The organism is Natronincola peptidivorans (assembly GCF_900111615.1).
Taxonomy (GTDB): domain Bacteria; phylum Bacillota; class Clostridia; order Peptostreptococcales; family Natronincolaceae; genus Natronincola_A; species Natronincola_A peptidivorans.
In genome coordinates this window covers 37,774-60,565 of sequence record NZ_FOHU01000003.1, presented here as the reverse complement: position 1 = coordinate 60,565, position 22,792 = coordinate 37,774, and the positions used below count along the sequence as shown (strand labels likewise).

Annotated in this window: 20 protein-coding genes; 18 read left to right on the top strand and 2 right to left on the bottom strand. The window is 37.2% G+C overall.

Going from position 1 to position 22,792, the window contains the following annotated elements; translation table 11 throughout:
• Positions 1–338: 338 nt before the first annotated feature.
• Complete coding sequence (locus tag BMX10_RS04755) at positions 339–1,268, top strand: FMN-binding protein (RefSeq protein WP_090440173.1); 930 nt, start codon at positions 339–341, stop codon at positions 1,266–1,268.
• Positions 1,269–1,544: 276 nt separating this feature from the next.
• Here the strand turns inward: BMX10_RS04755 and nhaC are convergent, their stop codons facing one another.
• Entirely contained in the window at positions 1,545–2,957 is a 1,413-nt protein-coding gene (nhaC, locus tag BMX10_RS04750) for a Na+/H+ antiporter NhaC (RefSeq protein WP_330387809.1), read from the bottom strand.
• A 492-nt stretch (positions 2,958–3,449) separates the two neighbouring features.
• Here nhaC and BMX10_RS18565 point away from each other — a divergent pair, with 492 nt between their 5' ends.
• A complete protein-coding gene (locus BMX10_RS18565) occupies positions 3,450–3,734 on the top strand; it encodes an iron-sulfur cluster biosynthesis family protein (RefSeq protein WP_408633571.1) in 285 nt (94 codons plus the stop codon).
• A 250-nt stretch (positions 3,735–3,984) separates the two neighbouring features.
• Here the strand turns inward: BMX10_RS18565 and BMX10_RS17935 are convergent, their stop codons facing one another.
• Entirely contained in the window at positions 3,985–4,155 is a 171-nt protein-coding gene (locus BMX10_RS17935; RefSeq protein ID WP_170834684.1) for a hypothetical protein, read from the bottom strand.
• A gap of 276 nt (positions 4,156–4,431) precedes the next feature.
• Here BMX10_RS17935 and BMX10_RS04740 point away from each other — a divergent pair, with 276 nt between their 5' ends.
• The 16 genes from BMX10_RS04740 (at position 4,432) to BMX10_RS04665 (ending at position 22,783) form a co-directional block, all read left to right on the top strand.
• Positions 4,432–4,869, top strand: a complete 438-nt coding sequence (locus tag BMX10_RS04740; protein WP_090440167.1) for a MarR family winged helix-turn-helix transcriptional regulator — start codon at positions 4,432–4,434, stop codon at positions 4,867–4,869.
• Positions 4,870–5,034: 165 nt separating this feature from the next.
• Complete coding sequence (locus BMX10_RS04735; RefSeq protein ID WP_090440161.1) at positions 5,035–6,489, top strand: N-acetylmuramoyl-L-alanine amidase; 1,455 nt, start codon at positions 5,035–5,037, stop codon at positions 6,487–6,489.
• 202 nt (positions 6,490–6,691) lie between these two features.
• Positions 6,692–6,958 (top strand): Veg family protein, encoded by a 267-nt coding sequence (locus tag BMX10_RS04730; protein ID WP_090440827.1) that lies wholly within the window; start codon positions 6,692–6,694, stop codon positions 6,956–6,958.
• Positions 6,959–7,311: 353 nt separating this feature from the next.
• Positions 7,312–8,532 (top strand): arginine deiminase, encoded by a 1,221-nt coding sequence (gene arcA, locus BMX10_RS04725; protein ID WP_090440158.1) that lies wholly within the window; start codon positions 7,312–7,314, stop codon positions 8,530–8,532.
• A 95-nt stretch (positions 8,533–8,627) separates the two neighbouring features.
• Positions 8,628–9,620: an ornithine carbamoyltransferase gene (argF, locus tag BMX10_RS04720; protein WP_090440824.1), complete on the top strand. Its 993-nt coding sequence runs from the start codon at positions 8,628–8,630 to the stop codon at positions 9,618–9,620.
• A 32-nt stretch (positions 9,621–9,652) separates the two neighbouring features.
• Positions 9,653–10,615 (top strand): carbamate kinase, encoded by a 963-nt coding sequence (arcC, locus tag BMX10_RS04715; protein ID WP_090440155.1) that lies wholly within the window; start codon positions 9,653–9,655, stop codon positions 10,613–10,615.
• A 128-nt stretch (positions 10,616–10,743) separates the two neighbouring features.
• Positions 10,744–13,098 carry an S-layer homology domain-containing protein gene (locus BMX10_RS04710; RefSeq protein WP_090440152.1) on the top strand — a complete coding sequence of 785 codons (2,355 nt, stop codon included), beginning with the start codon at positions 10,744–10,746 and terminating at the stop codon, positions 13,096–13,098.
• A 214-nt stretch (positions 13,099–13,312) separates the two neighbouring features.
• Entirely contained in the window at positions 13,313–14,887 is a 1,575-nt protein-coding gene (locus BMX10_RS04705) for a DUF3794 and LysM peptidoglycan-binding domain-containing protein (RefSeq protein WP_090440149.1), read from the top strand.
• Positions 14,888–15,035: 148 nt separating this feature from the next.
• Positions 15,036–15,914, top strand: coding sequence for a 4-(cytidine 5'-diphospho)-2-C-methyl-D-erythritol kinase (ispE, locus tag BMX10_RS04700; protein ID WP_090440146.1), 879 nt, complete (start codon positions 15,036–15,038; stop codon positions 15,912–15,914).
• Positions 15,907–16,596 (top strand): GntR family transcriptional regulator, encoded by a 690-nt coding sequence (locus BMX10_RS04695; RefSeq protein WP_090440143.1) that lies wholly within the window; start codon positions 15,907–15,909, stop codon positions 16,594–16,596. The genes ispE and BMX10_RS04695 overlap by 8 nt, the downstream gene beginning before the upstream one ends.
• Before the next feature lie 34 nt (positions 16,597–16,630).
• Positions 16,631–17,362 (top strand): nucleotidyltransferase family protein, encoded by a 732-nt coding sequence (locus BMX10_RS04690; RefSeq protein ID WP_090440140.1) that lies wholly within the window; start codon positions 16,631–16,633, stop codon positions 17,360–17,362.
• A gap of 114 nt (positions 17,363–17,476) precedes the next feature.
• Positions 17,477–17,683 (top strand): CLC_0170 family protein, encoded by a 207-nt coding sequence (locus BMX10_RS04685; protein WP_090440137.1) that lies wholly within the window; start codon positions 17,477–17,479, stop codon positions 17,681–17,683.
• A 16-nt stretch (positions 17,684–17,699) separates the two neighbouring features.
• Positions 17,700–19,289 (top strand): spore germination protein, encoded by a 1,590-nt coding sequence (locus BMX10_RS04680; RefSeq protein WP_090440135.1) that lies wholly within the window; start codon positions 17,700–17,702, stop codon positions 19,287–19,289.
• Positions 19,289–20,500 (top strand): Ger(x)C family spore germination protein, encoded by a 1,212-nt coding sequence (locus BMX10_RS04675; RefSeq protein ID WP_090440130.1) that lies wholly within the window; start codon positions 19,289–19,291, stop codon positions 20,498–20,500. The genes BMX10_RS04680 and BMX10_RS04675 overlap by 1 nt, the downstream gene beginning before the upstream one ends.
• Before the next feature lie 22 nt (positions 20,501–20,522).
• Positions 20,523–21,632: a GerAB/ArcD/ProY family transporter gene (locus tag BMX10_RS04670; protein WP_090440127.1), complete on the top strand. Its 1,110-nt coding sequence runs from the start codon at positions 20,523–20,525 to the stop codon at positions 21,630–21,632.
• Positions 21,633–21,670: 38 nt separating this feature from the next.
• Positions 21,671–22,783, top strand: coding sequence for a GerAB/ArcD/ProY family transporter (locus tag BMX10_RS04665; protein WP_090440124.1), 1,113 nt, complete (start codon positions 21,671–21,673; stop codon positions 22,781–22,783).
• The last annotated feature ends 9 nt before the right edge of the window (positions 22,784–22,792 follow it).

Genomic DNA, 22,792 nt, shown 5'->3' with positions numbered 1-22,792 from the left:
AGCATAACAATAGGTAACTTTGTCTTAACTATTACTTCTATGGGGATAGAAAGAGATAGAATAATTATCTAGAAAGATAGATTGACTATTTATTGAATAGAAGGGTGGTTTATTATGAGGGAAGCAACAGTACAGACAAAAGTGCTCCTCTTTTTACCATGGTTTTGAAATACTGGTTTTTTTCTGCGTTTATGGGTATATATAAAAAATCTACTGAGAGAAATAAGCAATCACCCAGGTTTTACAAGAATAATTATTATATAAAAATGTTTTAAGACAAGCAAATTTGTGGTATTATAGTATATGTGACTGTAATTATTTATAGGAGGTGGGATCATTTGATAAAACAACAAAAAATAGCTATAATATTGTTGCCTTTACTAGCTATGATTATATTATTTGGAGGCACTACCATCTTCGGTAGCCCAGCTGGTGAGTTTTATGAAGGCTCAGCAGAAGGATACGGCGGAGAAATAAGGGTAAGAGTAGAAGTATTAGAGGAAGAAATTGTAGGAATTGAAATACTAGAAATGAATGAAACCGTAGGACTAGGTGATAATGCAGCAGAGGCTACTATTGAAAAGATTCTTGAGTCACAATCAACTGAAGTAGATGTTGTATCTGGAGCTACTATGTCCAGTAATGCTGTCATGAGAGCTGTTGAGAATGCATTAGGCATTACCTCAGAGGAAGAAGAAGTTGAAAAGGTCTTTGCACCTATAACCATTACCCTAGAGGATGGAGAGTATGAAGGGGTAGCCACAGGATATTATGATGATATCAAGGTACTAGTTGAAGTAACAGATGGAACCATAGCCAATATTGAGCTGGTAGAGATCAATGATACAGAAGGATTTGGAGACACTGCAGCATTAAATACAATAAAAGAAATTCTTTCAACTCAATCGGTAGAAATAGATGCCATCACAGGAGCTACTGCATCAAGTCAAGGAACCATTGAGGCCGTAAAAGCAGCCTTAGGTATGATAGCAGCACCTGTTACCATTACCCTTGAAGACGGAGAGTATGAAGGGGTAGGAACAGGATTTGATGGAGATATCAAGGTTATGGTGGAAGTAGCAGATGGAAGCATAGCCAATATCCAGTTAATAGAAATCAATGATACAGAAGGGTTAGGAGATACTGCAGCCCTAAACACTATAGAAGAAATTCTATCAACCCAATCGGTAGAAATAGATGCCATCACAGGAGCCACTATTTCAAGTCAAGGAACCATAGACGCTGTAAAAGATGCAGTAGGATTATAGATGAACATAGACCTCGGGAAAGATTATCTCGAGGTCTTATTTTGTAATCATTCAATCCTATTCTCATCCTCAAATATAGACGGCTAATAGGCGGACAGCTTTAACAATTCAACCAATATAATCTACAGGAGAAACTGCAGTCATATGTATTTAAATAGTGAAAAGCTAATGCCACAGAATTGCATAAAATTATATAGAGCTTGAAAATATAAAATGGAGCCCTTTATTAAAAGGGCTCCATGAATTATGCTAAGCATAATAGATAACATCATAAAACTATTTTGCAGTATCTACCTGAGCTGCTTCATCCAATTTTTTCACACCAATACCTGTGAAACCAAATACTACGTTAATTACTGGTACCAATAGATTAAAGAATGCATAAGGTGCGTATACAAATGGATGTATGCCTAAAGTACCCATCATAAAGGCACCACAGGTATTCCATGGTATTAATGCAGAGGTTACAGTACCTCCACCCTCAAGTGATCTTGATAAGACTGCTGGATGAATACCTTTTTCTTTATAAGCATCTTTATACATTCTACCAGGAACAACAATAGCGATATATTGCTCTCCAGATAATAGGTTAACTGCAAAACAAGTAAGAACTGTAGCTAAAACTAGTGAGCCAGTTGAGTCAGCGAATTTTAGTATTGCTTCACCAACAGCATGCAGCATACCGGTTTTCTCCATTACACCACCGAAGGCTAGTGCAATCAAGATTAAAGATACTGTCCACATCATACCGTCTAATCCACCACGGCTTAGAAGACTATCCACTAAATCTACACCTGATTCCATTTCAAATCCATAATGAGCAGCTTCAATAACATCTCCGATATGAGCGCCTTGGAAAACCATTGCAAAGATTCCACCTAAAACTGCACCTATTATAAGGCCAGGTAATGCAGGAACCTTCATAACAACAATCAAGATAACCAAAATTGGAGGGATTAATAATAGTGGGGATATAAAGAAGTTACCAGAAATCGCTCCTAGTACTTCATTAATCTGACTTACGTCCAATGCTTGGCCAGCATATCTTGCACCTATAATTCCATAAAGAATAAGAGAAATGATTAGGGCAGGGACGGTGGTGTATAACATACTTCGAATATGGTCAAAAAGATTAGTTCCAGCCATGGCTGGCGCTAGGTTTGTTGTATCAGATAATGGTGACATCTTATCACCAAAGTAAGCTCCAGATACGATGGCTCCCGCCACCATACCAACAGGCATGCCAAGACCCATACCGATACCTAATAAAGCAATACCTACAGTACCAGCAGTAGTCCAAGAACTACCAGTTGATAAAGATACAATAGAACAAATCAAAGCAGTAGCAACTAAGAAAATACCAGGAGATAGAATCTGTAGTCCATAGTAAATCATGGTTGGAACGGTACCACTTAAAATCCATGTACCGATAATACTACCAATCACCATTAAAATTAAGGTTGCCTGCATGGCCATTTTAATGGTATCAATCATACCTTCTTCCAGTTCATTCCATGTAAAGCCCAACATATAGATGCCAACAATAACAGCAACGATGGTGGCGCCGATTAATGGAATGTGGGGATCTTGCCCAAATACAATAATAGAAGTAGATAAAATGAGAACTAGTGCTATAATAGGAATTAGTGCGTGTAGCAAAGTAGCTTGTTTTTTCGGTTTCATACTCATACTTTCTTCCTCCTTATAAAGTTTTTCATAAAATAAAAGCTAAAAAAACATAATAATCCTAAAGTAACCTATATTTTATTATACCACCTCTTTCTTGTATTGGCTTTGAGTTTAACATATTTTGTATAATGATAACATAAAAAATCAGAAAATTCAAATGCCAATCAATTCATCAACAAATACTGATGAAAGAGGCGGCTTGTTTTATATTTATGAGATAAAATCAAGAAAAATGCTTAACTTCATACCATTTTTTGTTAATAAAAACAGAAAAGTGGGTATGATAAAAAATACAAAACAAAAACAGGAAAAAAATAAAATATATGGATATATTCAGGAACTAACAAATTTGTAACAAATACAATTATACAACAAAATGAATAAAAATCCAACTATTTTATTATTGTAAATATTGACTTTTATAAAGAAAAGGAATACAATAAAAGTAATCCACCCCTATGGGATGGGGGTGTAAATTTAGGAGGGATTATCATGAGAATTAGTTTATCGGAAAAAGCAAAAGAAGAGATTCTTAAGCAAAACATAAATCATAAAGCTGTTAGGATTCATACCAATGGTTTTGGCTGAGGTGGTCCTAAGTTTGGTATATCTCTGGATGAGATTAAAGATACTGATGTAGTAAAAGAGATTGAGGGTATGAAGTTTGTAGTGGATGAAGGCCTAGATCAACAGTTTGAAGAAGTAACAGTAGACTATATAAAAAATTGGTTTAATAAGCAGTTTATCGTTTCCCTGAAATATGGCAGCAGCTGCTAGAATCGATAGAATAGAATGAAATAGCTAGCCCTCTTCCTGTTTTAAGGAAGGGGGCTAGCTATTGAGGTTGTTGAAAAAGTCAACAACCTCAAGACTGTTCAAAAATCTTCAGATTCAAGGCGCAAGAAAACCCAGCGACTGTAGCGTATACGTAATACGTAAAGGTGCTGGGTTTTTGAAGTAACGAAGAAGATGGAGGTTTTTCAACAGTCTAAAATAGCTAACCCTCTTCCTGTTTTAAGGAAGGGGGCTAGCTATTCTCCATAATGGAAACGGGAAAGGCTGAGCCGTCCTCTAAAATTTTAAATATTTGAAGCTCCTGCTTTTTAGAATAAAATATTTCTATAAAGCAGATGCTGCAGAAGTATCTAGATTTACTAAGCTTGCCTGTATGCTGATTACCACAAATTGGACATTTCATAGAATCCCCCCTGAAGTATTTATATGGGACTTTTATAATAATATAGAGTATAGAAAATTTTTGATTGTAAAAAAATTTATATATCTCAAAAAGGGTATAACCACCTTCAAATTTAGTTTACCTAATATACAATATACAATTTTTGCTAATTATTATTATATAGTATAAAATATATTTTGACAAGCAAATATTTCTATTCTCAAAATGTTTGTGATTGAAAATGCATTACAAGTCGGTATATAATAAATAGCATAGAAGAAAGGTAGGTTGATAAGATTGAAGGAGGAACAAATTGGAAAACAATTACAAAATTTTTATATAGCCTTTGGGAGTTGGATGCGTTATCAATATAAGCAAGTTAAGGGAGATGTAGGGTTAACCCTATCACAGTTTCAGGTTTTATTTATTATCAGCAAACAAGGCCTATGCAATATGTCTTGTCTTAGTGAAGCTATAGAAGTCAGCAAAGGAACTATGACCTCAGCTCTTAATAAACTGGTGGAAGAGGGCTATGTGGAACGAAGCGCCTCCCTTAAGGATCGAAGGAATGTATATGTCAGCTTAACAGAAGAAGGGAAAGAAAAAGTAACAGAAATAAAGGAAAAATTATTAAATTCCATCACTGGAGTATTAGTAGAGTTAGAGGAGGATAAAAAGAAAGAAGTACAAAAAGGCTTGGAAATCTTAACAGAAATACTTAAAACAAAAAAATAGTCCTTATATTTCTTTACCCCTTAAAAATTTAAGGGGTTATACTATGCAATGAAAGTCTTAGTTATGCACAAGGATTTAGATTATTTCATATTATATACTACAGTATAGATTCAAGTTAAAATAATTTAAATTTGCATAATTCAAAAGAATAAGGGGGTAAAGGAGTTGAAGGAAAGCAATGAAATAATTTATATAAATATATATCATCCCGATGAAAAAAAGATTGCAGAGGAACCATTAGAAGAAATGGTAAAATCGCTGGTGGCTTGGAGTATGCCGCTAACTTTTCATATAGAGGCATTAAAATGCCAGAGCATTATTATGAGAACTATTTTGGCTAAGAAGTTGAAAACATTTGGTGAAGAAGGTATAGAGGTATCGCCAGAAGCAGAAATCTCCTTAGAGGAATTTAATGGCTACCTGTCGTTAGAAGCATATAAGCAAATATGGGGAAATAAATATGATGACTATAAGGCCATTCTAGATGAAGCCATTGATGATACAAAAGGCATTGTGATTTTTTTTAACAATAAACCAATAGATGCTAGATTTCATATGGTTTGTGGTGGTGCTACTGAAAACAGTGAAAATGTTGATGGTAATATTGTGCAATATCTAAGAAAAGTGCTGTGTTGTTACTGTCAAGATGCTCCATATATTCATAGCTATAAGGATATATCCATTGAAGAAATAGAAAAAAAACTAGGAATTCAGTTTGTTAAGGAAAATGCTACAAAAACTATGGAAATAGAGAATGTATTCTACGATATTCACAGAGACGAGGAAGGAAGGATAACAAAGCTAAAGGCTGCAGGAAAAGAATTTCAAGGGAAAGAACTTATGAAGCTTTTACAATTAAACTCAACTCGATTTAGCTGGAAACCAAAAAAAATCAGGTTCTTTACTACTGGTAAAGGAGATGGTGTTGGACTTTGCCAATATGGTGCTAACCAAATGGCAAGGGAAGGAAAAAAAGCATCAGAAATACTAAATTATTATTATACAGGAATAGTTTTAAGAATAATGAAAAAAAACAACATAGAAAAACCATTGAAGGGAAAGACTATAATAATAGACGCAGCACATGGAGGTGAAAAAGGAGAAGATCATATTGGACCTACAGGATTAAGAGAAAAGGACATCAACTTAGATATATGTTGGTATTTAAAGAAAAAAATTGCAAGCCTAGGGGCAACGGTTTATATGACCAGGGAAAATGATGATTATCTTCCCATCACTGAAAGGGCTGCTATAGCAAATAAAATTTTACCAGATTTTTTCATTACGATTCATCAAAACTATTTCAAACACCCTACTATTTCAGGTACAGAGATTTATTATTATCGAGGAGATAAAGAAGCGAATAAACTAGGAAGAGAAATAATAGAAGAAATAACAAAAGAACTGCAGACTGTTAATAGGGGTGTAAAGACAGCGGAATTTTTTTTATTGAGAGATGTAAAGGTAAGTGCTCTTCATATTGAAATCGTGTATATTTCCAATCCCAAAGAAGAAGCTTTGTTAAGAAAAGAAGATTTTAAAGAAAAGGCTGCCGTAGCAATTGCGAAAGGAATCGTTAAATACCATGGCTGTGCTACAGGAGATTATCATTATTTGTAAAAAAAGCAAAACATAAAGGTGTTTTTTTGGAATTTTGTCTCTTAAATTATGGAATAAAAAGAAATATTTTTTAAAAAAATCTTTAAAACACTAATTGACAATCTAGGGTAAAACATTGTATAATATTTTGTTAAAGCAATTGACAACATTTTTGAAATGTGGTATTATATATATTGTTAGAGATGTGAAAGAAGGTGATGGTTTGGCAGATAGAAATACCTTGAATGAAATAAGAAAGAATATCGAAGGTTTTGTAGGACAAAAAGTGACACTAAAGGCCAATAAAGGTCGTAAGAGAACAATGATCCGTGAAGGTATTCTAGAAAACACTTATCCGAGTATATTCGTAGTGAAAATCAACGGAGACTATAATTCCGTTAGGAGAGTGTCCTATAGTTATTCAGATATTCTAACAGAAGCAGTAGAAATCACCATTGGAGCAGACAATCAACAAATAAAAGTTAGTTAACATAAACCACCTTTTTAGGTGGTTTATATTTTTTTTTATTTATATTAAAATAATTCAACAATTCATATTTATTAAATTTTTTAGAGATTTCACTCATACTTATTATTTATAATAAGTATGTCTTTATGAAAGAAAACCCTCCTTCTCCTTATTAAAATACTGCAGCGACAAAAAATATAATAAAAATAAGCTTTGTAGGAGGATGAAACTTTATGCACTCGATGCATAAAGTTTCAAAAAACATTGAAAAATACACACTTGATTTATGTATAAAAGAAGGGTATACTAATAATAATTAATAGGCATTTGGCCTTGTTATTACCATTGGGCAAAAAAGGAGGGAGATCACCAAAATGAAAGAAGGATTTTTTGACATTACTTCCGAAATAGGTAAGCTGGAAGCAGTGCTTTTACACAGACCTGGGAAGGAATTGGAGAGATTAACGCCACAGTATTTACAAGAATTACTATTTGATGATATACCTTGGTTAAAAAAGATGCGGGAGGAGCATAATAATTTTGCAAAAGTAATGAAGGATAGAGACTGTAGTGTATATTACTATGAAAGTCTATTAGAGGAAATTTTACTAGATAGAGAAGTAAGAAGCAGTTTTATCAAGGATATAGTATATAATGGTAATATAGACAATGTAGAGCTAGAAAGAGTATTAATAGAATTTTTACTTGCAAAGGATAGTAAGGAGCTAGTAGAAATCGCCATAGCTGGTCTTCATAAAAGAGATTTCCCTGACATAGATCGAGAATTTCATTTAGTAGATTACATTCGAGTGGATTATCCTTTTTATATTAATCCATTGCCCAATTTATACTTTACCCGTGATATTGGGGCTGTAATTGGACAAGGACTATCTATCAATAAAATGAATACACCTGCCAGAGATAGAGAGACGATGTTTCTAAAATACATTTATCAATATCATCCACTGTTTAAAAATAACGAAAAACCTCTATGGTACGACTATAAAGAAACCCATAGTATAGAGGGTGGGGATATATTGGTTCTAAGTGAAGAGGTAATTGCTATTGGCTGTAGTGAAAGAACTTCTCCAGCAGCGATAGAAACCATCTCTCAAAGACTTTTTCAGCAGGGCAGCATAGAAAAGGTAATAGCTATTGAAATTCCTTTTACTAGAGCTTATATGCATTTAGACACAGTTTTTACAATGGTGGACTATGACAAATTTACTATTTATCCTGGAATTGAAGATATGGTGAAGGCCTATGAATTGACGGTAGGAAAAACCACACCAAAGGTAAGGCCTATGAAGAATCTTAAGGATGCTTTAAAAACTACCTTGAGACTTCCAGATGTACAGCTGATTCAAAGTGGTGGAGGAGACGAGATTACGGCTGCAAGAGAGCAATGGAATGATAGCACCAATACACTAGCTATTGCTCCAGGTGTAGTGATTACCTATGATAGAAATGAAGCCTCAAACGCTACCTTGAGAAAGCATGGCATAGAAGTAATTGAGATAGAAGGCTCTGAGCTGGTAAGAGGTAGGGGAGGACCTAGGTGCATGTCTATGCCTCTAAAAAGACAAAACCAATAACGGAAATTATAGCTCATAAACACCATAGAAACCTACTTATATTTATAGTTTCCGATGGAGTATATAAACCAATATATTTTAAGGAGGAGTTATTGATGCCAGTAAATTTAAAAGGAAGAAGCTTAATAACATTAAAACACTTCACAACAGTAGAAATCCGCTACTTACTAGACTTAGCCAGAGATTTAAAGGCTAAGAAAAGAATGGGGATGAAAGGAAGCTTATTAGAAGGGAAAAATATTGTGCTCTTATTTGAAAAAGCTTCTACTAGAACAAGATGTGCCTTTGAAGTAGCCGCCTTAGATGAAGGGGCTCACATAACCTTTTTAGGCTCCAATGATTCTCAAATGGGGAAAAAGGAATCCTTAGAGGATACAGCGAAGGTACTGGGAAGATATTATGATGGCATTGAATTCCGAGGCTTTAAACAAGAAACAGTGGAACTATTAGCAGAGCATGCGGGTGTGCCTGTATGGAATGGTCTTACAGATCTTTATCATCCAACCCAAATTCTAGCAGACCTATTAACCATCACAGAGCATGTAGCAAAGCCTTTAAACAAAGTGAAATTTGTTTATGTTGGAGATGCAAGGAACAATATGGGTAATTCCTTGATGATAGGTGCAGCCAAAATGGGTATGGACTTTAGGGCAGTAGCTCCTAAGGAATTATTTCCTTCAGAAGAATTAGTTGCTGAAATGAAAGAAGTTGCAAAGGAAACAGGAGGAAGGATTACCCTAACAGAAGACATTGCTGAAGGGGTGAAGGATGCTGATGTTATTTATACAGATGTATGGGTGTCCATGGGAGAGGAAGACCAATTTGAAGCAAGAATCAAGCAATTGCTGCCATACCAAGTAAATATGGAGATGATTCAAAAGACAGGCAATCCAGATGTTATCTTCATGCATTGCCTACCTGCATTCCATGATTTAGAAACAAAGGTTGGAAACGAAATCCATGAGAAATTTGGATTAAAGGAAATGGAAGTAACAGATGAGGTGTTTAGAAGCAAGCACTCAGTTGTCTTTGATGAAGCAGAAAATAGAATGCATACCATAAAAGCAGTGATGGTAGCAACCATATAGGAACTATACTTTATTGTTAAGGAGGACGGAAAATGGTACTGCAGAAAAACAGAATTGTTGTGGCATTAGGAGGTAATGCCCTGCAAGCAGATCCAAAGGATACAAGAGCAGAATCACAGCTCATTACCGCTAAAGAGACGGCAAAGCCTATCGTGGACCTCATAGCAGAAGGTCATGAGGTGATTATAGCCCATGGAAACGGACCCCAAGTAGGGCAATTGATAGCTACCTATGAGGCAGCTGCACAATCCAATGAAAATATACCAGTGATGCCTTTCCCAGAATGTGGTGCCATGAGTCAAGGATACATAGGTTATCATTTACAGCAAGCAATCCGAGAAGAAATGTTCAATAGAGGCTTAGAAAAAAATATTGCTACCATAGTTACACAGGTAGTGGTAGACAAAAAAGATGAAGGGTTTCAAAATCCAACAAAACCAGTAGGCTCCTTCTTTTCTGAAGAAGAAGCTAAGGTATTGATAAAGGAAAAAGGCTATACCATGAAGGAGGATGCAGGAAGAGGTTGGAGGAGAGTTGTAGCTTCCCCAGAGCCTGTAGATGTAGTAGAAGCACCTATAGTAAAAACCTTGGTAGAAGCAGGTCATGTGGTGATTACCGTCGGAGGTGGCGGGGTACCGGTAATAGACGAAGGAAAAGGAATATTAAAGGGTGTTCCAGCGGTTATTGACAAGGACTTTGCATCAGAAAAAATTGCCGAAATGCTGGAGGCAGATTATTTAATTATTTTAACAGCGGTAGAAAAAGTAGCTATTCATTTTAATACACCCCAGCAACAGGAATTATCAGAAATAACCGTTACTGAAGCCAAGCAGTACATAGAGGAGGGGCACTTTGCGCCAGGGTCCATGCTGCCAAAAGTGAAGGCAGCTATGAAATTTGTGGAATCAAAGGCAGGAAGAAGATCACTGATTACCTCCTTGGAAAAAGCTAAGGAAGGTATTGAAGGTAAGACAGGAACCATAATCACACAATAAATCTAAGGGCAGAAGAATAATTCTGCCCTTCAGCATGAAAGTTTCATTTTATTGAAACTTTTTCCAATAAATTACGTCTAATAATAGAGGATAAATCTGCACAAAAATAGTAGAGAGGAAGTGTTTTTATGAGGTTGAAAAAGGCCACATGTGGCCTGCTGGTAGGAGGACTACTTTTATCAAATGCATCTTTTGTTTTAGCAAATCCAACTGCAGTGATGGTACAGTCAGCAAGTGAGGTTTCAACAGTAGCCCATGCAGCCTATGATGATCAGCAGCAGTTTAATGGGAACCTAGAAGAAACAAAGGCGATGGAGTTTGCAAAACAGTATAGCCAACAGTATTTTCAAGTAGATGTTGACGAGGCAGGACAAAACTACCATACCAATATAAACTATCGTGAGGATTGGAACAGAAGAGGAAAGTATGTATGGGAGGTAAGCTTTTCTAGACATGCAGCAAACCAATACTTAAGCATCCATATCACCATCAATGATGAAGATGGAAGCCTTATAGAGATGAGAAAGCATCAAGATCATAGAAATGAAGAAAACCATATTGCTAGATATACTAGAGAAGAAGCAGAGGAAACAGCCTATCAATTTTTATTAAAAATGAATCCTGATCTTCTTAATCAGTTAATCTTGGATCCTAGGCAGCAAAACATACATTACTACAATGGCAACAGCAGTGGGCTTATTCCAACAGAATACAATGTATTTTATATGAGACAGAAAAATGGCATACCAGTTAACTATGACGGGGTACAGATAGGAGTAAATAGCGGCAGTGGCGAGGTTACCTCCTATAGGCTCAACTGGAGTGAAGAAGCAATCCCAGACAAGAGGGTGGTCATCACAGCTGAGGAAGCTGCCGACGTCTTTAAAGAAAATCTAGACTTCACATTAACCTATGTACCTGTAAGAGATAGAAGTAAAGGGTATACAGACATAGTATCAGAAGTAAGACTGGCTTACGCACCTAGATTTGAAGGAGGCGTATGGGTAGATGCCACTAATGGTGAAATGGTCAATTATCCCGGAGCAGCTTCAGGGACAGGAAGAAAGATAGATGTCACAGCCAGGGAAAAGGAAAGCTTTAAAAACCTGAGGGCATCAAGAACAATACATAGCAAGGAAATGGATAGAGAGAAAGCCATCACCGTCATCACCAAAACCTTAGAAAAAATTTATCCTGATGAAGCTATAAAAATAGAAAACATAAGCTACAGCTCTAATGCCATATATGGTGACGGCAATAGAAGAAAAACATGGAGTGCCAGCTTTCAATTTGGCAATGAATCCTATGCCAATGGACACATCACAATAGATGCCATTACTGAGGAAGTCCTGCAGTTAAACTATCATAATTGGCACATGCGGGAAATGCTCATCATGTCAGGAGAAGAGTTTTCACCATCATTGGAATGGGAAGATGCATATTTACAAGCTATTGAATTGCTAAAGGAGTTATACCCAGAAAAACTCAAGAACCTTAATCTTGAGCAAACCTATCATGAAAGTACGCATTATTATAACAACCATAAGATTATTAACCCTGAGTACTACTTTAGCTTTAGCAGAATAGAGAATGAAATAACCTATCCAAACAATAGTATTGATGTTTCTGTTGACAGTTCTGATGGAAGAATGCAGAGAGTACATTATAGATGGAATGATATAGCTTTACCAAAACCACAAAATTTAGTTGCCAAAGAAGAAATGCTAGATGTATTTATGCAGCAATCTGAGGCAAAATTAGCTTACATCTTGATGTCTACTTTAGCAGGAGCTGAGGAAAATGAAATAAAGCTAGTTTATACTACCAGTCCTAAAAATGCCGTACAATACAATTATGTAGATGCCCATACAGGAGTCTTTTTAGACTATAATGGTCAAGAAGTAAAGATGAAGGATGGAGAGCCTATATCCATAGAAGAAAAGCTAAAGGGTCATTGGGCTGAAAGAGAACTAAGGATTATGACAGTCAATGGCGTCATCGATTTAGAAGTGTTTGATTTAAAGGATGAAGTCATTAAGAATGAAATCATTAAAACAATGGTAAAGGCTATGGGTCATTGGTATCCTATGGGAGACGAAGGAGAAGAATTAAAATTCACCGATGTAGCCGCTACAGACGAATACTATGAATACATACGATCGGCAGTAAATCACAAATTTATTGATAATGAAGCCAGAGAGCTTCAAGGCTATCATACTGTATCGAAGGAAGCCTTTGCAGAAATGCTGATTAAAATGACTCCCCTGGAGAAAGCAGCTGCAATTGAAGGGATTTATCAGCTTCCAGTAAAGGATACAGATGAAATCAATCCTGAAAAAATCGGTGCTGTTGCATTGCTATATGGTTTAGATATCCTAAAGGGAGAAGGGGATACCTACCAACCAAAGAAAAAAATCACCCTAGAGGAAGCGGCAACAGCCATTTATCAAACCTTTAACCTCTTTGGTTATAATAGAAGATAGGAAAAATCTAAGGATTAAACTTCATGCATGTCACAAGAAGTGAAAATATTATTTTTTCACTTCTTTTTTTTATGGGATAAACATATATATAGTAAAGAAAAAATCCTGGACATGAAAAGAATTTGACAAACTTTCTAACATATTTTATAGAAAGGCAAATAAGATATAGTAGGAGTTATAATTTCAATTAATGATAAATGAGAGGTGAGAAAAAATGGCGGTTGAGCTAATGAAGGATTTACTGAAGGTAGACAAATTAGTGGGAGAAAATACTGTTCAAGCCATTATAGAAGGGGATATTCTAGCCCCTGATGCAAAGCCGGATATTACAAGAGTCGTGGCGATGGATGGCAATATACAAGTAAATAAACAAGAAACACAGGATAACAAAATCCTAGTGGAAGGAAACCTTCAATTTAAAGTTTTATATGCATCTGATAAAGGGGAAGAACCATTATACAGCATAGATAGCAGTACGGATTTTAAAGAAGTTATAGAGCTGGAAGGAATAACCCCTCAAATGAAAAATGAAGTGACAGCAGAAGTGGAGCATATAGATTATACATTAAACAATGAAAGAAAAATAGGAGTAAAAGCTGTCATCAACATGGCTGGGAAGGTAGCAGAAGAAACACAGGTAGAAATCACAAAAGACTTAGAAGGCATGGAGGATATAGAGGTATTAAAGGAAACACTTCAATATACAGATATCATTGGCACAAATTCCTCTGATACCTTAGTAAAGGATGCCTTTGAGCTAGAGGCAGATCTGCCAGAAATGAAGGAAATATTAAAATGGTACGCTACTCCTGTAGAAAAGGAAACAAAAATTACCGATGGAAAGGTGATTGTAGGAGGAAATCTTATTATAGAGGTATTATACATAGGGGAAGAGGAGGAACAGCCCTTAAACGTAATAAAAAAAGAAATGCCCTTTACCCATTTTATTGAAATCCCTGAAGCCTATAACGACATGGGATATAAGTTGAAAATGAAAACCGAGGAAATCTATACAGATATCAAGGAAAACGCTGATGGAGAAAGAAAAATTCTAGAGGTGGAAGGGATCGTCCATATAGAAGCAACAGTAATGGAAAATCAAAAAAGAGAAGTGGTAGTGGACGCATATTCACCTAGCAAAGGACTGAATCTAGAAAAAAGCCGACTAGAGCTGAAGGAAAATCTCGGGATTCATCGTTCTCAAGTATTATTGAGGGAGACAATAGATTTACCTGCTAACCATCCTCCAATGGCACAGATTTTTTCAATAAACGCAAAGCCCATCGTGACAGATTATAGTATTATTGAAAACAAAGCTATGCTAGAAGGGGTGCTGGAGACGACTATTATCTATACCTCTGAAGAAGGAATACAGCCGATTTACAGCTATATGCAAGAGATTCCATTTAGACATCCTATAGAAATTGATGGACTAACAAGCGAGATGAATGTAGACATTGAGCTGTTAGTACAGGATTTAGATTATGATAGAATCAACGAAGAGCAGGTAGAGGTGAAAATGAATATAGGAACCACCTGCGAAGCCTATAGTATCAAGGCTATTGACGTTATCTCTCACGTGGAGGAGCGAGAGGAAGCAGTGGATATAACCAAACGCCCAAGCTTAACTATCTATTTTTTCCAAGAAGGGGATTCCCTATGGAAAATAGCGAAAAAATACCATACCACTGTACAGGACATTATGACCAACAATGAAATAGAAAATCCTGAGGATATAAAACCAGGAGACCAAATCATTATTGAAAAAATATATAACTTTAAGTTTTAGAGAAAAACCGCAGCCATTAGCTCTGCGGTTTCTTTATTGTGCTGAGATACGGATTTTTCAATTATTTTTGATAAAAGTTTGCAGGAAATCTACTAATTATATATAATATATACAAGTTAGAGTGAATAAACAAAGGAGTCAATTAGACATGAGTAGAATACAATTAAAATCTAGGGCAAAAATTAATCTGTCTCTTGACGTACTTGGAAAAAGATCAGATGGATATCATGAAGTAGAAATGATTATGCAGCAGGTAAACTTATACGATACGATTACATTGGTAGATAGAAGAGATAGGGAAACCATAGAAATCATTACAGATTGTGAGTATATTCCCAAAAACAATGGCAATATAGCCTATAAGGCTGCTGCATTAATAAAAGAAACATTGAATATTCCTTGGGGTATAGACATTATGATTGAGAAACATATACCTGTAGCGGCAGGGTTAGCGGGAGGAAGTTCTAATGCTGCTGCAGTGTTGGTAGGCTTAAATAAATTGTGGCAGTTAAAGCTGACAACAGAGGACTTGATGAGATTGGGAGTAAAAATAGGTGCGGATGTACCTTTTTGTATCATGGGAAATGCTGCAGTAGCAGAGGGTATTGGAGAAAAACTGACGGCAGTAAAGGGACTTGAAAATATATGGATGGTATTGGCCAAGCCCTCCATTTCCGTTTCAACAGCAGAAGTATATACGCAGCTGGATTTGTCAAAAATAGAGAAAAGACCCGATACACAAAAGCTTCTTAAAGCCATGGAGTTAGGAGAGTTGTATACATTATCCCAAAACATGGTAAACGTGCTGGAAACCGTCACAGAAAAAAAGTATCCCATCATAAGACAGTTAAAGAAAAAAATGATAGAGTATCATGCTGTTGGCAGTATGATGTCCGGCAGTGGTCCCACAGTATTTGGTATATTTAAAACCTATGAAAAGGCTAAGGCCGCCTACCGAAATTTAAAAATTATCAATAAACAAACCTATATGGTACAAAGCTATAGTAAGGGGAATAGAGATGAATAATTTAGGGAAATTGCAAATTGAAGAGTACAAGCCTTTAAGGGAAATTGTATTTAAGTATTTGAGAGAATCTATCCTAGAAGGAAGGTTAGAGCCTGGTCGCAGATTGATGGAAATGCAGCTGGCAGAAGAACTAGGGGTAAGTAGAACACCAGTCAGAGAAGCCATTAGAAAGCTGGAGCTGGAGGGCTTGGTGATTATGGTGGCAAGAAAGGGAGCTTATGTTGCGGATGTTTCTGTAAGAGATATGACAGAGGTGTTGGAAATCCGAGGAGCTTTAGAGGGCTTAGCAGCATCCTTAGCAGCAGAAAGGATGACAGACGAAGAGGTGCAGGCCTTGACACAAGTAGCTGATGAATTCAAAAAATGTCATCTAGAAAAGGATATAGAGGGCATGATAGAAAAGGACGTGGAGTTTCATGAGAAAATTTTTGCTGCTACCCGTAACGGAAAGCTCTATCAAATGTCCCAGAGCTTAAGAGAGCAGGTATATCGCTTCCGTGTCCGGTATATTTCTGAGTATAATAAGTCGAAGGAATTAGTCATCCAGCATGAAAAGATTTTGAAGGCTATTGCTGAAAGAAATCCTAAAAAAGCTTATGCCTATGGGCAAGAACATATTGAAAATTTGGCAAATCATATGATGGAGCAGGTAGGCACAGGTGAAAAAGGAAGAAATCTATAGAAACTGAGGGTAGAGGACTTAAGGAGGCCTATAAATGAAAGCCATTATATTGGCGGGTGAAGGCAAGGACAAAAATAGCTTTGATCACAACAAAGCAACTATACCTATTAAGGGTATACCTATGATTCAATATGTGGTGAACTGTATAAAATCCAGCGAATACATAGATAGTTTACTGGTGGTGGGAAATCCTCAGCACCTAGAGCCTATTATTGGAGGAGAGGTAGAGATTATCATACAGCAAAAAGCCTCCATGATGGACAATCTTCTTGAAGCACTAAGCTATGTAAAAGAGGAAGATAAAGTCCTAATAGCTACCTGTGATATACCACTGATTCATAAAGCGGTAGTAAACAACTTTATTGAAACAGCCATGACTAAAGAAGCAGATCTTTGTTATCCTATCGTGGAGAAAAGCTTTTGTGAAGGCTGCTATCCTGATGCCAGAAGGACCTATGTCCCCTTGAAGGAAGGGGTATACACAGGGGGCAACATGATTTTGCTGGCACCTAAAACCATTGACAAAATTGAAGTAATCGCTAGATTATTAATTAGACATAGAAAAAATCCAATAAAAATGAGTCAAGCACTAGGTTTTAGATTTATATTGAAGCTACTACTAAAAAAACTAAGTATCCCAAAGCTAGAAAGACATATACAAAAAAAGTTTAAGATAAAGGTCAAAGCTATCATTAGTCAGAATCCAGAGATAGCCAATGATATCGATACAATAGAGGACATAAAAATACTAGAAAAATACTTATAAAACAGAGATGGATTGAAAGAAATTCATCTCTGTTGTTTTTTTGCATAGAATTTTCCTCAAATGCAAACATTATAACAGTAAGTAATGAAATGGTAAAGGGTGAGAGAATTGCAAATGTTTCTAATGAAGCTAAAGGATATATACAACATATATATGTTGGCTCTGGTACTATTTATAGGTTTATTTTTACTACTTAGAGATGTGCCCCTTTTGAGAAAAAAAAAGCTAAAGCGGGATATGAAAATCGCAAAGTTTTTAGGTTATGCCTATATTATTGGAGGCATTACTTTATTTGTTGCACTAAAACTCTATAGACCGTAGGGGGTGAATCCATTTAATGAAATTTTGGAAAAAGCTATTTGGGAAAAAAGAAAGCAAGAAGGAACAACAGGATACAAAACCCTATAAAAGCCTTGAAAAGAACCTCAAGCTATTTAAAGAGGAGCTTTTGAAGGATTGTGATGATGTAGTTTATAGGGAATTTACTGTTGGGAAGAACGATGCCTATAAAGCTGCTGTTGTATGGATTGATGGTCTGGTGGATAAAGCATTAATCAACAACTTTGTGATGGAAAGCATGATGATAGACGCTAGACTAGTGGAGCCTAAGCCCAGTGCCTTAAAGGACAATCTTGTAGATCTTCTAAAAAACAAAACCCTAGCGGTATCAGAAATAGGAGAAGTAGACACTATCGAGGATGCCTTAGTCAATGTATTTAGTGGAGAGACAGCCCTACTGATCGACGGCTATGAAAAGATTATCATCGTTAATTCTAGGGGATGGGAAAGTAGAGGTATCTCTGAGCCAGAGACGGAGGCCGTCATCCGAGGCCCAAGAGATGGCTTTACTGAAACCATGCGATTTAATACCAGTTTAATCAGAAGAAGGATTAGAGACCATCGTCTAAAGGTAAAGAACTATCGGGTAGGGAAAAGATCCCAAACAGATATTGCTGTGATGTATATGGAGGACATTGCCAACAAAAAGCTCCTACAAGAATTAGATATCAGACTAAATAATGTTGATGTAGATGCTATTCTAGATAGTGGACAGTTGGAGGAATTTATTGAGGATAAATGGCTTTCTTTATTTCCTCAGATTCAAAACACAGAGCGGCCGGATACTGCTGCCTCTGCTATTTTCCATGGACGAGTAGTACTGGTGGTGGACAACACTCCGTTTTCTTTGATTGTGCCTACTACTTTTAATACCTTGATGCAGTCGGCGGAGGACTATTATGAGCGATGGGATATCGCTACCGCCATTAGAGCTCTGAGATACTTTTGCATTCTGATAGCCCTCTATGCACCAGCCCTCTATGTAGGGATCACCTCCTTTCATCCACAGATGATTCCAACGGATTTGGCCTTGGCCCTAGCAGCAACCAGAAGAAGCGTACCCTTTCCAGCTATCGTGGAGGCTTTAATCATGGAGGTAACCATAGAAATCCTAAGGGAAGCAGGGGTCCGTTTGCCCGGCGCTATCGGCTCCACCATTGGTATCGTTGGAGGTTTAGTAATTGGGCAAGCGGCAGTAGAGGCAGGGATTGTAGGTCCGTTGATGGTAATTGTAGTGGCCATTACTGCCATAGCCTCCTTTGCCATCCCCAACTATAACCTAGCTATTAGTTTAAGACTTATACGCTTTGGGTTGCTATTCGCCGCCGCCGCCTTTGGATTGTATGGCATTATGCTGGCAACCCTCATCATACTGATTCACCTTTGTAGCCTAAAGAGCTTCGGTATACCCTATTTAAGCCCTTTTATAGCCTTTGTACAGGATGCCTCAGATTTAAAGGATACCATGGTGAGGGTACCCCACATTATGATGAACAAGAGGGATATCAATGCTCCTAAGGACGAAAAAGGACGATTGGACGACCATCAAGAGGAAAGCTTTGATATAGAAGAGGGGGAAGAGGACTGATGAAAAAGCACATGATTCTATTGGCACTTCTAATGATGACCTCAGCCTTTACCGGCTGTTGGGATGCCATCGAAATTGATCAGCGGGGCTATGTCATGTCTTTAGGGATAGATAAATATGAAATACCCCCTCCAGGTAAATCAGAGGAAGGTAATAGCCCGGAGGAGGAAGCCGCAGTTCCCACCATGGCTCATATCCCTGAGGATAATCCTAGAAATAGATTTTCCTTCACCTATGTTATCCCCAATGTAGAATTTCTAGTAGGAGAATCAGAAAACCCTAATATCCTCTATAATACCGTAGGAGAAAACCTTTATAGTGCCAGTCGCATCTTGACCACCCGTATTAATAAACAAGTTTTTTTCGGGCATATGAAGGTTTTGGTGATAGGAGAAACTGTAGCTAGAGATCCTGATATGCTGCGAGAGGTTCTAGATGCCATCGAAAGGGACCAGTTTATCAGCAGAAGGATTAGTGTAGCCATTGCACCTGATACCGCTAGAGGCGTATTAGAGGTGGAGCCTCTCATTAATCCTATGACGGGACAGTTTATGGCAGATTTATTTCGTAACAAGGACAGATCACCCCGTTCTGGTGGAGGTATTATGGGTGATGTCTTTGAAGAGCTTCACCGATGGGGAAATACTGTGATTCCAAGAGTTATACCAGGTGAGGAAGATATTAAGGTGGCTGGATCTGCTGTGATTAAAAACTATCGACTAATAGGATGGTTAGGGGAGGTAGAAACCAGAGCCCTTGAGATTATCAGGGGAACGGCACGACCGGGAGGTTTGACCGTAAAGCATCAGGGAAAGGATGAAGAGCACATTGTACCCATCGATTTGATTTATTTATCCTCTGAGTTTAAGCTTGATAAGACCAGTGACAAGATAAGGGTTATAAAGGAGGTCAAGACAACTGGAGAGGTGAAACAGTTTATTTTGGATCCCCATCAGGATTTGATGGAGCCTCAGCTGATTAGAGAGCTGGAAGCCTTAGTCTGTGAAAAGATTAAAAAAGAAATGAAGGAAACCATCAGAAAGCTTCAAGAAGAGTTTCAAGTGGATGTTTTAGGTGTAGATCATTATCTCAGCAAGTACCATCCTAAGCTTTGGCCAGAGGTGGAGGAGGATTGGGATGAGGTTTTCCCCCATATAGAGATCAATGTGGATGTAGAAACAAAAATACGCCGGGTGGGACTTACAAAGTAATTAAGAGGAGGGCACCACAGCTATGTTTCCAAATAACGATAAAGTAACTGTTTCTCAAATGGTGACGATAAGCATATTGACCATGGTGGGGATTGGGATTTTGACCTTGCCTCGAGAGCTAATAGGGGAAGCCGGCACCGATGGCTGGATGGTATTGATCCTAGGTGGATTGGGGGCTATAGCTGTATCCTTTACCCATGGTTATATTATAAAGTCCTTTCCGGGAAAAAGCTATTTCGAAATCCTATCCATTACCTTAACTAAGCCTATAGCTTATATCCTTGGTCTATACACTATTATTTACCTCCTGGGGATTATGTCCTATGTAGTCCGAACCTTTGGCATGACAGTCAAGGAGTTTCTCCTTCCTGAGACTCCTCCTGAGTTTGTGATACTGCCTATACTATTGGTATCCGCCTATTTAGTGAGAAAAGGCATAGAGGTTTTAGGAAGAATGGCAGAAATCATCATTGTGCCATTATCAGCTGTGATTGTAATACTGTTTTTCCTATCCTGGCGTAATGCAGAGGTTTCCAATCTGCTACCGGTTTTTCAAACCCCCTCCCTACAGATTATTAAAGCCGTTCCTTTTGCTCTCTTCAGCTTTTTAGGCTTCGAGGTTTTATTGGTTTTTGGTGGATTCATGGATAAACCTAAGAAAGCTACAAGGGTAGGTCCTATAGCAATTTTTTTTGTACTGCTGCTGTATCAGCTTTTAAATGCTTCTGTTTTAACAGTCTTAGGATCACATCAAACAGAACGGCTCATTTGGCCCCTATTGGCCACCTTTAGAACCATTGAGCTTCCAGGAGCCTTTATTGAAAATGTAGAAATTTTCGTCATGGCTGTATGGGTATTCACTGTATTTATGACCATGGTGCCTCTTTATCTAGGAGGATGTCTGTTAATGATGGAATTGGCAGGAGGTAAGGATCATAGCTACTACAGTTTGCTGCCTTTGCCCTTTATAGCTGTCCTCAGTGTATGGGATGACAGTATAGCAGATGTATATGAAAGCTTAGGAAAATTCTCAGATTATACAGCCTATGGTGTGGTGTTGCTGGTACCCTTAGGGATTTTGATAGCTCTATTGGTGAGAAAAAGAAAAAAGAATGAGGATAGAACAGCATAGCATAGGAAATAAAACTATAGGCCTTAAGGAGGAAAAGAATGTATTCCAACAATGATCGTATAACCTATTATCAAATTATTAATATCTTGGTACTAACCTTAATAGGTGTAGGAGTTCTTACCTTGCCCCGGGAGTTGATAGGCATGGCAAAGACTGATGGATGGCTGCTGCTGATTATAGGTGGAACTATCTCCATGGGAATTGCTTATATCCATGGTTATATCATAAAAGCCTTCCCGAGAAAAAAATACTTTGACATCCTTTCCTTGACCCTAACCAAGCCGATAGCCTATCTATTTAGTGTGTTTTTTATTATTTATTTGGTGGGAACCAATGGATTTTTATTAAGGATTTTAGCGGAGGTCATAAAGGTATTTCTCCTTCCAAGAACACCAATAGAAGTGATTTTTATTGGAATGCTTTTTGTGGTGGCTTATTCAGCCCGCCTTGGGATTGAACCCTTAGGGAGAATCACCAATATATTATTTCCTGGACTTATCGTTTTTGTGATAGCTATGTTTGCCCTTACCTTTGCAAATGTAGATTTTACCAATCTACTGCCTATCTTTCAAACACCACCGGACCAAATGCTAAGGGGTCTGAATATTGTTGTTTTCAGTTTTCTAGGATTTGAGCTACTATTGGTCTTTGGGGCCTTTTTAGATAAGCCTCAAAAAGCCCCTAGGATTGGGCCTATAGCAGTTTTTTTGGTATTAATAGTGTATCTTATATTAAATTTATCTGTTTTAGCAAACTTTGGTGTCTATAATACAGAACGTTTAATATGGCCTACTTTGAGTGTATTTGAAACCATCGAGTTTCCTGGAGCCTTTATCGAAAATGTTCAGATTATTATTATGTCCATTTGGGTCTATACTATCTTTATGACCATAGCTCCTATGTATTTGGCAAGCTCTATTCTGATGGGGCAGGTGATGGGAGGAAGGGAACAGAATTATTTTGTTTTACCCTTAGTACCTATTGTGTATTTTGTTGCCCTCTATAGCGACAGTATAGCGGATGTTTATAAAGACTTTGGTACCTTTAGTGACTATACAGTGTACTTTATTGTTTTAGGGATGCCCATTGCCATCTTGATAGGCATGATGGTGAGAAAAATGCTGAAAAATAAGGATAATCAGAGCACCTAGATAAAGGTA

What these genes read in the sequence shown, in the direction of transcription:
- BMX10_RS04690 (WP_090440140.1), top strand. Translation starts at nt 16,631, where the DNA reads ATGAAAGCCATTATATTGGCGGGTGAAGGCAAGGACAAAAATAGCTTT.
- BMX10_RS04670 (WP_090440127.1), top strand. Translation starts at nt 20,523, where the DNA reads ATGTTTCCAAATAACGATAAAGTAACTGTTTCTCAAATGGTGACGATA.
- arcA (WP_090440158.1), top strand. Translation starts at nt 7,312, where the DNA reads ATGAAAGAAGGATTTTTTGACATTACTTCCGAAATAGGTAAGCTGGAA.
- BMX10_RS04705 (WP_090440149.1), top strand. Translation starts at nt 13,313, where the DNA reads ATGGCGGTTGAGCTAATGAAGGATTTACTGAAGGTAGACAAATTAGTG.
- BMX10_RS04685 (WP_090440137.1), top strand. Translation starts at nt 17,477, where the DNA reads ATGTTTCTAATGAAGCTAAAGGATATATACAACATATATATGTTGGCT.
- nhaC (WP_330387809.1), bottom strand. Translation starts at nt 2,957, where the DNA reads ATGAGTATGAAACCGAAAAAACAAGCTACTTTGCTACACGCACTAATT.
- BMX10_RS04695 (WP_090440143.1), top strand. Translation starts at nt 15,907, where the DNA reads ATGAATAATTTAGGGAAATTGCAAATTGAAGAGTACAAGCCTTTAAGG.
- arcC (WP_090440155.1), top strand. Translation starts at nt 9,653, where the DNA reads ATGGTACTGCAGAAAAACAGAATTGTTGTGGCATTAGGAGGTAATGCC.
- ispE (WP_090440146.1), top strand. Translation starts at nt 15,036, where the DNA reads ATGAGTAGAATACAATTAAAATCTAGGGCAAAAATTAATCTGTCTCTT.
- BMX10_RS17935 (WP_170834684.1), bottom strand. Translation starts at nt 4,155, where the DNA reads ATGAAATGTCCAATTTGTGGTAATCAGCATACAGGCAAGCTTAGTAAA.
- BMX10_RS04680 (WP_090440135.1), top strand. Translation starts at nt 17,700, where the DNA reads ATGAAATTTTGGAAAAAGCTATTTGGGAAAAAAGAAAGCAAGAAGGAA.
- BMX10_RS04710 (WP_090440152.1), top strand. Translation starts at nt 10,744, where the DNA reads ATGAGGTTGAAAAAGGCCACATGTGGCCTGCTGGTAGGAGGACTACTT.
- BMX10_RS04665 (WP_090440124.1), top strand. Translation starts at nt 21,671, where the DNA reads ATGTATTCCAACAATGATCGTATAACCTATTATCAAATTATTAATATC.
- BMX10_RS04675 (WP_090440130.1), top strand. Translation starts at nt 19,289, where the DNA reads ATGAAAAAGCACATGATTCTATTGGCACTTCTAATGATGACCTCAGCC.
- argF (WP_090440824.1), top strand. Translation starts at nt 8,628, where the DNA reads ATGCCAGTAAATTTAAAAGGAAGAAGCTTAATAACATTAAAACACTTC.